The following is a 13,591-nucleotide window of genomic DNA, read 5'->3' on the forward strand; positions in this document are numbered from 1 at the left end:
GCTTCGACCGCCCCCATCGGGACGATTTATGATATAATAGAGAAGAATATGGGCGCTCCAGAACGGATCTCGCAACAGAGCGCTGCTCAACAGCTGTGCGTGTGCATCGGGAGGCTTCCATGCGGATAATCAAAGGGTTGAGATTCTCTGGGGTCGCTGCAATCTGTATCATTTTCTCTTTCTTGCTGCCCCAGAGTGCCATGGCGGGTTTGGTCGTCAATGAAGTCATGACCACCAATGAGACCGCTCTGCAAGACGAGTTCGCCGATTTTGACGATTGGATCGAGATTCATAACACCGGCGCCGGATCCGTCAATATCGAGGGGATGTTTCTCACCGACGACTTTTTCTTTCCCACAAAATTCGAGCTTCCCGACACGCTCATTCCGACCGGAGGTTATATCATTATCTGGTGCGATAATGAGATGAACGAGGGCCCGCTTCATACGAATTTCAAATTGGATGGGGATGGGGAGCAGATCGGGATCTTTAATACTCTGTTTAATGGAAACGGACCGGTCGATACTCTGAGTTTTACGCAGCAGATCCCCAATGTATCACTCGGCCGGTATCCCAATGGAACCGGTAATTTCACATTTATGGGGGATTACACGCCGGGGTCGGAAAACTCGGCGCCGTACAATCTGCCGCCCTACATTACCGAAACAAAGCATTTCCCCTTCAATCCGACCGACTCGGACCCGGTCGCCGTCACGGCGACGATCGTCGAAGATCTTGTTCTCACGGAGGCCGTCTTGCATTACAACGCGGGCGCCGGATATGCGACGGTCACGATGTTTGATGACGGCAATCACGACGATGGCGCCGCCGGGGATGAAATCTATGGGGCTTCGATACCAGCCCAATCGAATGGCACCTTTGTCTCTTACTATGTCTCGGCCCTGGATGATTTGGGCCTCTCCGCGACCGATCCCCCGACGGCTCCCGCCGCGGCCTATATCTATGAAGTGGGATATCTTTCCCCCGTTTTATATGTGAATGAATTCCTGGCGAGCAACGCGACCACAAATACTGATGAATGGGGCGACCCTGATGATTGGGTTGAGATTTTCAATGGAAGCGGCCAGAACATCAATCTGGAGGGAATGTACCTGACCGACAATCTTGATGATCACAACAAGTTCGTCTTTCCCGATACACTCCTGCTTTCAGGAGAATTCTTATTGGTCTGGTGCGACGGCGAGGCGCATGAAGGCCCGCTGCACACGGCATTCAAGCTCAGCGCCGGCGGGGAACAGGTCGGCATTTACGATTCCGATATCCATGGAAATGTCGTGATTGATTCCCTCACCTTCGGGGCTCAGACGACCGATATCTCTTTCGGCCGTTCTCAAGATGGCGGCCCGGAATGGATTTTCTTTGATGTTCCCACACCCGGAGCGACAAATGCGGCCAGCGGTGTCGCTGATGAAGGGGCGTCCGGACTCCGTTTCAGGCTTCTTGGAAATGCCCCCAATCCGGCGCGGGACGGCACCCGGATCACTTTTCAGATTCCCGATGCGCGCCGTGTGGTCCTTCGGGTTATCACACCCGACGGCCGTGAGGTTACCAGACTATACGATGGAATGTTAAATACAGGCGGCCATATCGTAACATGGGATGCGCGGGATGATGCGGGCCGGCGTGTTCCCGCGGGCGTTTACTTCTACAAGCTGAATGCCGGCCAGGATCAGGCCTCGGGGAAGATTCTGCTGATCCGCTGATACCATTGAATCATTCTAGCTAGCGATCGATGAAGATACCGTGCTCCGGAGTGTGCCGGAGCACGCTGTTTTTATACGTCTCCGCATTGTACGCATCTTCTCCCCCGCCGTCATCGATGAAGAGGGAATAGCTCGTTCCTCCATGATAGTCGTTTCCGCCGGCCCGGGCCGGTCCCGGGCTGTAGATATAACGATCGGATCCTTCGAGATCGTGAAAGAAACAGATGCTATTGTGGGCGGACGCCCCCAATGAAAAGAATTGCCCGCCGTTGTAAAAATCGTTTCCTGATTCATCGATAAAGAGCGTGACGCATTCATCCCAAGCAAGGCCCTGGGCGACGCCTTGACGGGTCGAGTATTGATCATTACCGCCCTCTTCAATAAAGACACCGACGGCCTGATGCGCCGCAAAGCCCTGATTATAACGGGAACCGATATAGGTATCGTCTTCAGCTCCGCGGGCGGCCAGCAAACCGAAACCGTAATAATATCCGCCGCCCTGGGAGAAATTGCCCGCTTCGAGCCGGTCTTCACCACCGCCATCCACCAGGATTCCCAATCCGCCTGATGCCATGGTGCGGAAACCCATGCCGCAGCCCTGGGACCAGGCATCGAAGATCCCTGCATCTCCATAACCTGTCGGATAAACCCCCTTGGCATAGTAGCGGTCGTCGCCGGCTTGATCCACGAGGCTTCCAATACCTTTGGCCAGCCCTATTCCCTGAACATGAAGATCACCCTCATATTGATCATTTCCGGAATGATCCAGGATAAAGCCCAGGCCGAAGAGACCGACGGCTTGGCAGTAGGAGCGGCCCCGGTAGATATCATCACCTCCGGCATCATGGATCCAGCCGATGCCGTAGTAGCCGACGCCTTGGCACCATTGCATTCCGATATAGCTGTCATCTCCCGACAGATCGAGGAGGCCGCCGATTCCCAGGCATCCCGCCCCTTGGGATCCCTTTGTCGTTGATTCATAGGCGTCATCACCGCAAAGATCGATGCAGACGGCGACCGGAAGATCCCACCCGTTATTGCCGCCGCTGTTTCCCGAGTAAAAATCATTTCCGCCGAGATCAATGATAAAGGCGGTGTCGGTTTCCCGATACCAGTGATCGCCTGTGCCGCCGATAAGCATCCGGCCTGCAGGGGTCACCTGATCGAGGAGTATTTCAACCGCCAGCGTATCGCTGTAGATTGAGCGCAAAAATCGCCCCGCCTCTTCCGCCCAAAGGGGATCGGTCAACGTGGCAAGTGACGCGGCCGCCTCCAGAAGGGCCGGATAATCTATCTTTTGTGCAAGTTCAATCAAGCGCTTGTTCTTTTCGAACCGGCCGGTGTCTTCATCAAAGTGGATATAGATATCCTCGGCGAAAGCATCCGAGAGATTCCATCTTTCTGTTTCAAGAAAGCGCTTTTCGTCATCGGTGAGAGCGGCGAAAGCCCGCCGGTGCGCCTGTTCCGCCTGCTGTAGAACCCGCTCAATCTGATGCAAGAGGGGTTGAATGAGCCGGCGCCTGTGGGCTCGGCGTGATGGCGTTGAGACAGGAATCGCAAGAGGGATCAGTCGTTTCACCGCACTCCGGTTAATGTTAAAATCCGCGGCCAGAAGAGGTGAGGCATTCTCAAGAACTTGCAAGGAGCATTGGGCATTCAGGAATAGATCGGTGATATGCCGCGAAACGGCCTCAAGCCGGAAGGGATTCCTGTGAACATAGATCATGCTCTCCAATCTGAACGGATCGCAGCCGCTGTGGCAGCGATTCAATCGCTTTAACAAATCCTCTGTCTCGGCGCGGAAACCATATTTTTCAGTGAGGGACCAGAAGAGAGGTGTCAGGGCGCTGTTGCGATAGCGGGTCGGCGGATAGATGGTGGCATTCACCCGCGGTTCGGGCCATCGGGCTTCAGGGCGGAGACCCAGGACCACGGGTAAATCGAGGATCTCCTGCGAGACCTCCGCCGTTCCGGCCAGCCTGTCGCCGGACTTGAGCTGTTCAAGGGTGTGGGACGGATCACGCCAGAATTCAATTTGCCGGGGGCGTGCAACCGGCTCTCCATTGATCTCCATCGTCTTATACACGGCATTGCGGATAACGCGCAGGGGACAGGGCGCGCCGGCCTGCTTGCCTTCAAGCGCGCCGGTGAAGATGGCGCGGACGGATTCGGCGGGGCATGTGAAGGGCTTCCCATAGAGACCGATGATAATGTCATGGAGTTGAAGACCGCCCTGATCGGCCGGCGAATCGGGGAAGACGGCCGTGACCCTGAGCCCGCATTCCGCTCCGTGCAGTGACGGCGTCCCGCCGAGACGGCCTTCAATGTCGGGAAGGGGAGAGACCGGTTCGGTGTAAATCCCAAGCCAGCCGCGATCATCTTTTGCCGCGGCCTCCGCTGCAGAGGCGGAAAGGAATCCAAGAAGTGCAAGGATTCCGATGAAGGTTATGATGGCGCTCCAACCCATCCGGCCCATGATCTTTCCTCCTGATTTGCCCGCGGTCGTTTTAGTTCACCTCTTCTGGTTTAGCAGATCGGCGAGGGAATACAAAGCCGGATCGGTAATAAAACCGATCCGGCGTCAGCAGCGAAAATCTGGGAGGATCTGTCAGGTCCGTCGCAACTAAATTCCAGCCCCCGGAGGGTTGATCCTGTTCAATACCGCTTTCACGGAATTCATTGGTATAGAAAGGTGGACTTTTTCATCGGAGTTCTCGACATCGATCGTCAGATTGATGCCCTCTTTCCGAATGAGAACGGTCTCATTGCCGGATTCCACCTCGACAAAGACAGCGTCCGGTATCTTTTCCAGCTCGGAAATGGATTCCATCGCCAAATAAATCCACGGTTCCGTCCCCGGATCGAGATCAAAATCCAATGCCGATTTGGGAACAAAGCCTAGAGCTGTTTGAACCACGAAACCCGGAATGTATAGCGAGATATGGTCGCCGTGCGGCCCGTATTCCGTGTACTGGATTTTCAACACCCCGGCCCTGTGGACCGATGCGGTGAGAAAGAGAAGGCAGAAGAAAAGAGCGATGACGGTCCCGCCAAAACTCAACAGAAAACGGTTTCTGGACGCCATGGTTCACCTCAATCGTCTTGAGTGGATTTCTTGTCGATCCATACACGAACAATATCATCATCGTCATGCACGGTGATGAGACCCGTCTCGCCTTCTTTCGTCAAGGCCTCTATAGCCGCAAGGATATTGAGTTCGTGGGGATCATCGGTCGTCAACGCGTCAATCACGTGGATGGGGAGATTGATCTCCACCTTTTCACGAGGGCCATCCCCGCTCTTCTTGTGTTTTCTCGATTCGACATGAATCAATATGCGGTCGCCTTCCTTGCTGATTCTCACGATTTCATCATCTTCCTCAATCGTCACATATTCGCCATCCTCGGATTTTCTGAGAATCTCACCGAGCTTGTCAAACTCGATGCCGGCAAGGTCGAGCTCATCCAGTTCCAGAATGCCGTCGTGAAGTTCATCCGTCTCGATCATCGGTAGAATCGATTCCACCAGATTGAGCGGCAGATTGATTTTGACGCGGTCTCCGTCGCTGCCGGCTTCATTGACATAAACATGAATCCAAAAATCTCCAGATGCGCCGGCGCCAAGAGGCAAGCAAAGGGCTACCGCCAATCCCAGGAGCAAAATCTTCTTCAACATGATGCCACCTCCCGTTTTCATACTCCGGCCTGATCGATGGGTCGATTCGCCGTCTGTGAAAGATCTCCTTCCCGGGAAGCGTTCAACCGCCATCCGGCCCGGGTTCATTTAGACTTACGCAGGCCCGGGAGCGAAGGTTCCCTTGAGAATGAAGGTGGGACTGTGGTAAAAATTCACACAAGTGAGTATTATCGATGCATGGGATGCCGATCGCCCACCAGCGGTGTGACGGCGGCAAATTAACTGACAGTTATATAACGAGTTACGCTTTCTTTTTTATTTTGCATTTCGGGCATTGCCGGTACGGTCCTTGCCTATAGAGCTCCCAGAACATTTACGGGAGGTAGAGATGAAGGACTCCTGCAGGCACTTTCCAGTCATCCTGGTAGCGATGATTCTCCTCTTCGCATCATTGACGGCATCTGTTTCCGCCGATGCTCTCATCATTGAAAAGATCGAGGTCCAAGGGAATCTCCGGACAAGTGCGGGGCGGATCATCGCGGTATCGGGTTTAGCGACCGGTGATCCGGCGACGCCCGAGACGATTCATTCCGCCGCGCATCGCCTTCGTTCCTCGTCATACTTCAGTGAAGTGGAAGTTTATACTCGCGCCGGTACGGCTCCGGGCCGTGTTGTTGTCGTCTTCAGCGTTTCGGAAAACCGCCCTCATTTTCGCTTGGGGATGGGGTATGAAGATCTCTCCGGATGGTACCTGATCCCCTTACAGCTCAATCTCGATAATTTGACGGGCCATGGGGAGATTTTAAATTTAAGCGCACGCGTCGGATGGCGCCTGTCCGGCCTCGTTCTGACTTACCAAAACATTTCTCTCTCCGACCCCCGCCGCTTCTTTGAGCTTCAGCTCAAGGGTGAGTCGGTCGACCGGTTGTACTTTCTTGAAGGAACGGAAATCAGCCAGGTCGTCTCGCAGAGTGGATTAGGTTTTCATGGAGAAGTACCCGTTGCAGATCATCTGAATCTCGGCGGATGGTTTGATGTAGAGTCTTTTGAGCCCGATTCCTCCGCGGAAGTATACCGTAAGAATGAAATGCAGGACCGCCGGGAGGGAGACATTGTTCCCTTTGAGGATCTGCCAACCGGAATTCAATCAGAGGTCGGGCGGCGGACCCTGGTGAGTATTGGAATGTCCCTCGGCATCGATACCCGCCGGGGCGGCGGTCTGCGGACCAGGGGATTGTGGGGGCGAACATTAGGGGAGTACATTTTCAGCGAGAAAGACGGCTTCCCTGCTTGGCATTGGGATTTGAGGGCTTATACACCGATCGGCTCCAGGCTTCAACTATCGGCCCGGAGCCTGGCGGGAAGCGTCTCCTCCAAAGCGCCCTTTTACAAACGATACTATCTTGGCGGGCTCTATACGGTTCGCGGTTATCCAAGCCATTCCCTTTCCACGCCTGAAGGACATTTGAATTTCGCCACCTTGTCGCTTGAGCTGCGGGCCGCATGGATCGGCGCCGCCGTTGACCCGCTGTTGACCGGCTTGGTTTTCTGCGATCTCGGCACCGGTTGGAATGACCGTTGGCCGGATGCGGGGGATATTTCGGCCGGCATCGGATATGGTTTCCGGCTGCGGATGCCATGGATCGGCCGTCTGGGATTGGATATCGGATATCCTCTGAATCCCTCTCCGGTCAAGGAATCCTTTCACATTAATGCCAGCATCGGATGGACATTCTAATTATGCGGAGGCAGCCGGAAAGGGTGCGGCGGATGATGAGAGGCCGGTTTATGAATAGCCGGATCGCAAGGCGCTTAATAATAATGCTCCTCGGAGTTCTGGGAGGGACTCTGCCGGGAGCCTCGCTCGCCGGCGAAGTCGTGATTGAATCATTGGAACCGGCACGGAGGGACAGCATCCTCACTTGCACTTTAGTGACCCGCGGATTGCCGGATGCGCCGTCCAGGGAAACGATCCTGAGCGGTCTCCCTTCATCCCTCGTGATCTCGTTCACACTGTTGGACGAATCGGGGCAGGAGTTGGAAAGCTCCCGCGTTGAAGTGCGCATTGAACCGGACTTGTGGGAGGACGTCATTTTTATTAGAACGCCGTTTCTTGATCAAAAGGCCGAATCGATAGAGGCGGTCGTTGAACAGCTTCATCGACTGGGTCCTCTGCCGGTGCATCCCTTGAATCATCTTCCCGAAAACTTGCCGCTGCAGATTCGTTCCCGCTTGTCTATTTATCCTTTGGCGCCGGCCGAGATCCTCCGCGTCAAAGCCCTGTTCGGAGGGGATGAGGAAGAATCCGAACCCAGCCGGCGCGAGGTCTCGGTTGGGATTGGATCGTTGATGCGGTTCTTTTTGGGCGGACACCGGGATGAGGAATGGGTGGCTTCGGCGACGTCGGGGTGGTTTACCTGTCGTGACTTGATGGATGGAGACCCAAAATGAAAGACCTGCGGCTGCAACTGATCGCCATTCTCGTTTTGGTGGCGCTCCTGCCGGCCATACCGGCGGTTTGGACGGCCCACTCGCTCTTCACGCAGATCTTGGATCCGGTTCTGGAGGCTGATCTCCTGGAAGGGGCCCGCGCCGGTCTGGATTCCACACGGGATCTTCTATTAGAAGAAATGCGCGGATTTGGAAGAAAAATCCATCAATGCGCCGCAGTCGATACATTGACCGAGGGCGCCCTTGCAGCGCTGACCGAGCGGGAGAGAGCCTCTCTCAAAGCCCTGGCGGCGGAGCCTGATCGATCGGGCCGGGCCGCTGATGGCGCAGATGAGCTGCAGATCCGGATTCCTCCCCAGCGGATCACCTTGGGCGACCGCGATCTCCTGGTGGCACAGGTTGTTCTCCCGGATCGCCGAACCGCTTGGTTGAGCCAGCCGATTCCGTCGGACCTCTCTGAACGGGCGGAGCTTCTTTCCAACAATATCCGCTGGGTGGAGGCGCTTCGAAGGGAGCGGAGCCCTGTTCTTCGAAGCCTGCTGGCCACTTTTCTCCTCGTCTACGGCGGCATCCTGCTCCTCGTGCTGGTGTTGGGGTTGGTCCTCGCTTCGCGGAATACGCGTCCCTTGGCGGTTCTCGGCGACGGTATCAAAAGTGTCGCCGGGGGCGCGTTGGAGACAACGGTGCCGGAAATCGGCGGAGGAGAGATCCGCGGGCTTCTCAGCAACTTTAACAATATGGTGGGCCGCTTGAGAGGTCAGCAGGCGGAGCTGCTGCGGCTTGAAAAGCTGAGCGCCTGGCGGCAGATGGCCCGCAGCCTGGCTCATGAAATTAAAAATCCATTGACACCGATACAACTGGCGGCGCAGCAGATGCGGGATGCCTATTCCGGCGATGATCCGGAATACATCTCTCTTGTTAAAGAGGGGGTGGCGATCATTGAGGAAGAGGTGGCGGGTCTGCGAAATCTGGTGAGCGCCTTTTCACAATTCGCCCGTCTCCCCGATCCTCTGATGTCGCCTGTGGCGATCGGAGACATCCTAAGCGACATAATGAGTCTTTACGGACCGGACCGGGTCTCCTTGACGGGACAGGATGAAATGCGTCAGAAAGAGGCGCCGGAATATTTCATTCAATGCGATCGGGATCAGATGCACCGCGTTCTCATTAATTTGATCAATAATGCCCTGCATGCACAGGAATCGCTCGGTGTTGATGAGCCAATCGAGATTGAGGTGATCCCACCGGAGGCTCCGGCCTGCCGGGTTGGTCTTCGTATCTGTGATCGCGGACCCGGCATACCGGCAAACCTCAGACAACGGATCTTTGAACCCGATTTTACAACAAAGCCGGATGGGATGGGGCTGGGGCTGGCCATTGTGGAAGCGACCATCCACGCCCATGCCGGCTCGATAGCGGTGTCGGAGAGGGAGGGCGGCGGATCGATCTTTGCGATAACTCTTCCCCTGGGCGCTGTTGAGTCTGATGTGGAGTCAGACGGAATGACGGATGGAGGGATGGATGAAACCTAGAATTCTCATTGTCGATGATGAAAAGAATATCCGCCGGACCCTCTCCATGATTCTAAAGAGTGCGGGTTATACAACTCGCGAGGCTTCTTCCGGCGAGGAAGCGCTCACGATGATTGATGAGGCTCCATCCGACGCTGTTCTGCTTGATATCGGACTTCCCGGCATGTCCGGAATGGAGCTGTTAAGGGTCCTTCGATCCGATCATGGAAACGCCGGCGTCATCATGATTTCAGGGCAGGCGACAGTCGCGGCGGCCGTCGAGGCGACGCGCCTCGGGGCGATTGATTTTCTCGAGAAGCCGCTCTCCAAGGACCGGGTTCTCATCGCCGTTCGGAATGCGCTGCAGATTAGCTCCCTTGGCGCGACGGTCGGCCGTCTGCAGAAATCGGAATCGCAACGCCACCTCATGATCGGGGAAAGCCGCGCCATGGAAAAGCTGCGCGCGCAGGTCAAGAGGATCGGTCCGACCGGCGCGACGGTTCTGATCACCGGCGAGAGCGGCAGCGGCAAGGAATTGGTGGCCCGGATGCTGCATGAGTTCAGCTCCGTGGCCTCCGGTCCCTTTGTTAAGGTCAATTGCGCCGCGATACCGGAAGAGCTGATCGAGACGGAACTTTTCGGCTGCGTGAAGGGCGCTTATACCGGCGCCGATCGCAGCCGCGACGGCAAATTCCTCCTGGCCGACGGCGGCACGATCTTCCTCGATGAAATCGGGGACATGTCGCTGCGGGTGCAGGCAAAAGTCTTGCGGGCATTGCAAGAGAAGGAAATCGAGAGGGTGGGTGATTCGGCCACTCTAAAGGTCAAGGTTCGCGTCCTCGCCGCAACCAACAAAGATCTGATGGATGAGGTGGCGGCGCAACGGTTTCGTGAGGATCTCTACTATAGATTGAATGTCGTTCCCCTTAGTGTTCCACCGTTGCGAGAGAGGCGGTGCGAGATTTCCCTCCTATCCAATCATTTCCTGCAGCTCTATGCAGGGGAGAACGATCTTCCACCAAAATCACTTTCACAGGAGGCGCAGAAGCTGCTCGAGGAACGGAGGTGGCGCGGCAACATCCGCGAACTCCGCAATGTGATAGAGCGCCTGGCGATTCTGAGCCCGGGAGAAAAGATCACCGCGGAAGATGTCCATCTCCTCGCTCCGGAGGGAGGAGCACATGCACGGGCATCGGGGAGGCGCCCCTCAACCGGCTCGGCCGGACCTGATCTGGAGGAGATCCGGGAAATGGGCGGCTTGGTACAAGCCCGCCGCGAGTATGAAAAACATTGCATAGAAGTTTGCTTGGATAAAACAGGCGGGAATGTCTCTCAGGCGGCGCAATGGCTAGGGATCGAGCGCAGCAATCTGCATAAAAAGATTCAATCATATGGCTTGGACAAGAAAACACAACGGCCGGGAGAATCAACTCCAGGCGAGGATGAAAATTATGAAAAGGTCTAGAAGAGCAAACGCGCTGATGTCGTATTCCCATGACAGCCGTGGCGCCGGTTTGGCTGTGTTGCTGGTCCTTGGCGGCTTCCTTGCCGGAGCGCCGGCCTATTCGGCCTCATCGGATGGCTGGGCCCAAGTCCGGGGTTTCTCGGCCGGCTTGCAGTTGGAAACCAATCTTATCGGTGTTGAAGATCAAGATGTAAACGCCGATCCAGATCAACTCTTCATCGATGATATCGGCCGCGGCGTTGTCCTGAATCTTGATTATACTTTTACACCGGCTTTCACATTGCGGTTGGCGGTCGGCTCTGCGCTGCATGAAACAACCCAAATGGATGTCGAAGCCTACCATGCCTGCAGCCTTATTGAAGCTCAGTGGCGATTTCTTCCCATGAATAGGGTCAGGCCCTATCTGATCGGTGGGTTAGGCGGCACCGCCCTGCGGATGGATTCTTCCGGCTCTACAGCCGAAACCAGCGGGGGGATGACCACAATCGGAGCCGGATTCCTTTACAATTTCACGAAACACCTCCTTTGGGACATGAGTGTCCGTTTGGATCTCATCAACTGGAGCCATGAAAAATTCAGATATGAGCATACCGATGGAACCACCACGGAACTGAAAGCCCCCGTCAATGGTGATGGTAGGGCGGGGAAATTTCACATGGGGCTTTCTTGGGTATTTTAGCGGCGCTGCGGAAACTGTCGGCTGAATATCAAAATAGGTTGCAAAAAACACCAGGTTGCATTACTCTCCCGTCGGTCCAGAGGTTCGCGAAACTATGAGGGTGTTAATTTAACTTGTCGCACCTTTGGTTCCACATCACTCCATTGCAATATTTGAAAGACCGGAGGGTATTGCCGCGGGCAATCGAATGCGCAAGCTTGGCCCGTGATGATCTCAAGGTCGGAATGCATTCAGGAGAATTCATCCACAACGGGGGGGTAGATTCATGGGAATGTCGCTAAGAAATTCATTGCTTATCCTGCTTGCCCTATGTGCTTTCCAAGCCAGTTCAGTCTTCGCCATTCCAGCAAATCCGGAAACACTACGTGAACTGAAACAGCCGGACGGCGTTCCCTTCACGGCGCGGCTAATCGGTGACGAGTTGGTCCATTGGTACGAGACAGAGGATGGATACACAATTAAGTGTAATGATAAAGGATACTGGACCTATGCGCAACGCGATGGTGACGGTGGCTTGATACCCTCCGAGCAACTTGTAGGAAAGGGCAGTCCCCCGGTTGAGCGGCACCTAAGGCAGGACGATGCCTGGTTCCAGACGATAAGCGCCATGAGAGGCGCCCTGCGCTCGAAGGCAAAATCTCCCACCCGCGGCTCCATTACAGGCACTCAGGATGCGGTTATCATCCTGGTGGAATTCTCGGATACTGGTTCTGGGGAGGGATCCGCCGGTTCTCACAATGCTGGTTACTTTAGCGACCCGTCCAATGGCCTGATCCTGGGTTCCAATAATGGCAAGTTGGCCGATTATCTGGACGAGGTTTCCTATGGACAGCTGGATTTGCAGGGTGTTGTGGCCAACGGGATCTGGCACCGTAGTGACAGAGCCGAGCTCTACTTTGGTGGGGACTGCGATCCTGGCCAGCCCTGCGATGCCGACTTCGACGTGCCCACCGCCACGGACAACTGCAATACCTGTATTTACGACCTGGCCCGCAATGCCGTGCAGATGGCCGACACCACCGGGTTTGACTTCTCGGCCTACGACGGAAACAGTGACGGCGTCGTAGACCACGTGATCATTGTACATGCCGGAGATAACCAGGCCTCGTTTTCCGGCAGCGCGGATGATATCTGGTCCCACTGGGGTTTGATCCCGGACGGCGGCGAGCCGGTTGATGGTGTTGTGGTCGAAAATTACATCATGATATCAGAGTGGGACCTCATGAGCGTTCTTGCTCACGAGTTTGGCCACGAACTGGGGGCGCCCGACCTCTACGATTACGACACCGATAGCGACCCGGTCGGCCGCTGGTGCAACATGGGATTCAATTTCGAAAGCGAGCGCCCGCCTCACTTCTGCGGCCTGTTGAAAGTGGACATTGACGCCGACTTCAGCAACGGCCAGACGGGTTGGCTGGCCCCGACCCCTCTGAGCGCCGACAGCACCTACACAGTTGACCGCCTTGACCAGAACCAGACCGGCAGCGTATACATTTCAGCTCAGCCGTTCTCTGGTAATGAGTACTACCTGGTGGAGAATCGCTCCCGGTCCGGTTATTACGACAACTCGGTTCCTGAATCGGGTCTCCTTTTCACCCACATCGATATGGCTATGCCCGACGGAACGGGGCGCTTTAACGATGGCACACCATCAAACTCGTACCACGGGGCGTGGATCGAGAGGCCCCTGGGCCTGGCTTCACCAGACGGCGCGGCCTACTCTGCGGATGACGGGGAGGATGTCTTCAGCCCAACCTCGATACCGAACACGAACGCCAACGGCAACGTGGGTACCGGCCACGTGTTCTGGGGGATCACTGCCGAAGGTGATGCGATGGAGGTGAATTTCAGGAGTGGGCCGACTTTTGTGAATGGGACGACGACGGGGTATACACTGTGGACTGTCGAACAGTCCCCCTATGTCCTGGACGGCGATCTAACGGTTTCGGATGGGGACACGTTGGAGATCGAGCCTGGGGTGATCGTGAAATTCTCTGGGGTCAATACCGAATTGCTCGTTTATGGGACGTTGATCGCCGAAGGTGCAGAGGAACCCAATCAGATCATCTTTACCTCGTATGCAGACGACGAGTACGGAGGAGATACCAACAACAACGGCCCCAGC

The 13,591-nt window shown here is 55.6% G+C and carries 10 protein-coding genes; 7 read left to right on the forward strand and 3 right to left on the reverse strand.

The window, feature by feature from the left end; all coding sequences use genetic code 11:
* Positions 1–119 precede the first annotated feature (119 nt).
* A complete protein-coding gene (locus KJ970_03205) occupies positions 120–1,724 on the forward strand; it encodes a lamin tail domain-containing protein (GenBank protein MBU2689909.1) in 1,605 nt (534 codons plus the stop codon).
* A 19-nt stretch (positions 1,725–1,743) separates the two neighbouring features.
* Here the strand turns inward: KJ970_03205 and KJ970_03210 are convergent, their stop codons facing one another.
* The 3 genes from KJ970_03210 to KJ970_03220 all read right to left on the reverse strand — a co-directional run bounded on the left by KJ970_03210 (position 1,744) and on the right by KJ970_03220 (position 5,399).
* Entirely contained in the window at positions 1,744–4,200 is a 2,457-nt protein-coding gene (locus KJ970_03210) for a PDZ domain-containing protein (GenBank protein ID MBU2689910.1), read from the reverse strand.
* A 147-nt stretch (positions 4,201–4,347) separates the two neighbouring features.
* Entirely contained in the window at positions 4,348–4,809 is a 462-nt protein-coding gene (locus tag KJ970_03215; GenBank protein ID MBU2689911.1) for a hypothetical protein, read from the reverse strand.
* Between the two features lie 8 nt (positions 4,810–4,817).
* Positions 4,818–5,399 carry a hypothetical protein gene (locus KJ970_03220; GenBank protein MBU2689912.1) on the reverse strand — a complete coding sequence of 194 codons (582 nt, stop codon included), beginning with the start codon at positions 5,397–5,399 and terminating at the stop codon, positions 4,818–4,820.
* A 349-nt stretch (positions 5,400–5,748) separates the two neighbouring features.
* Between KJ970_03220 and KJ970_03225 the strand changes: the two genes are divergently transcribed.
* The 6 genes from KJ970_03225 to KJ970_03250 form a co-directional block, all read left to right on the forward strand.
* On the forward strand, positions 5,749–7,098 hold the full coding sequence (locus KJ970_03225; GenBank protein ID MBU2689913.1) for a BamA/TamA family outer membrane protein: 1,350 nt from the start codon (positions 5,749–5,751) through the stop codon (positions 7,096–7,098).
* An 83-nt stretch (positions 7,099–7,181) separates the two neighbouring features.
* The gene (locus KJ970_03230; protein MBU2689914.1) at positions 7,182–7,811 is read left to right on the forward strand and encodes a hypothetical protein; all 630 of its coding nucleotides are present in this window, start codon (positions 7,182–7,184) and stop codon (positions 7,809–7,811) included.
* The gene (locus KJ970_03235) at positions 7,808–9,343 is read left to right on the forward strand and encodes a HAMP domain-containing protein (GenBank protein ID MBU2689915.1); all 1,536 of its coding nucleotides are present in this window, start codon (positions 7,808–7,810) and stop codon (positions 9,341–9,343) included. Before KJ970_03230 ends, KJ970_03235 begins: the two co-directional genes overlap by 4 nt.
* Positions 9,333–10,787, forward strand: a complete 1,455-nt coding sequence (locus tag KJ970_03240; GenBank protein ID MBU2689916.1) for a sigma-54 dependent transcriptional regulator — start codon at positions 9,333–9,335, stop codon at positions 10,785–10,787. The genes KJ970_03235 and KJ970_03240 overlap by 11 nt, the downstream gene beginning before the upstream one ends.
* Entirely contained in the window at positions 10,774–11,466 is a 693-nt protein-coding gene (locus tag KJ970_03245; protein MBU2689917.1) for a porin family protein, read from the forward strand. Before KJ970_03240 ends, KJ970_03245 begins: the two co-directional genes overlap by 14 nt.
* A gap of 271 nt (positions 11,467–11,737) precedes the next feature.
* On the forward strand, positions 11,738–13,591 hold a 1,854-nt coding region (locus KJ970_03250), incomplete at its 3' end, for a M6 family metalloprotease domain-containing protein (protein ID MBU2689918.1).

This window comes from Candidatus Eisenbacteria bacterium, assembly GCA_018831195.1.
Classification (GTDB): Bacteria; Eisenbacteria; RBG-16-71-46; order CAIMUX01; family JAHJDP01; genus JAHJDP01.

What these genes read in the sequence shown, in the direction of transcription:
- KJ970_03205 (MBU2689909.1), top strand. Translation starts at nt 120, where the DNA reads ATGCGGATAATCAAAGGGTTGAGATTCTCTGGGGTCGCTGCAATCTGT.
- KJ970_03210 (MBU2689910.1), bottom strand. Translation starts at nt 4,200, where the DNA reads ATGGGCCGGATGGGTTGGAGCGCCATCATAACCTTCATCGGAATCCTT.
- KJ970_03215 (MBU2689911.1), bottom strand. Translation starts at nt 4,809, where the DNA reads ATGGCGTCCAGAAACCGTTTTCTGTTGAGTTTTGGCGGGACCGTCATC.
- KJ970_03220 (MBU2689912.1), bottom strand. Translation starts at nt 5,399, where the DNA reads ATGTTGAAGAAGATTTTGCTCCTGGGATTGGCGGTAGCCCTTTGCTTG.
- KJ970_03225 (MBU2689913.1), top strand. Translation starts at nt 5,749, where the DNA reads ATGAAGGACTCCTGCAGGCACTTTCCAGTCATCCTGGTAGCGATGATT.
- KJ970_03230 (MBU2689914.1), top strand. Translation starts at nt 7,182, where the DNA reads ATGCTCCTCGGAGTTCTGGGAGGGACTCTGCCGGGAGCCTCGCTCGCC.
- KJ970_03235 (MBU2689915.1), top strand. Translation starts at nt 7,808, where the DNA reads ATGAAAGACCTGCGGCTGCAACTGATCGCCATTCTCGTTTTGGTGGCG.
- KJ970_03240 (MBU2689916.1), top strand. Translation starts at nt 9,333, where the DNA reads ATGAAACCTAGAATTCTCATTGTCGATGATGAAAAGAATATCCGCCGG.
- KJ970_03245 (MBU2689917.1), top strand. Translation starts at nt 10,774, where the DNA reads ATGAAAAGGTCTAGAAGAGCAAACGCGCTGATGTCGTATTCCCATGAC.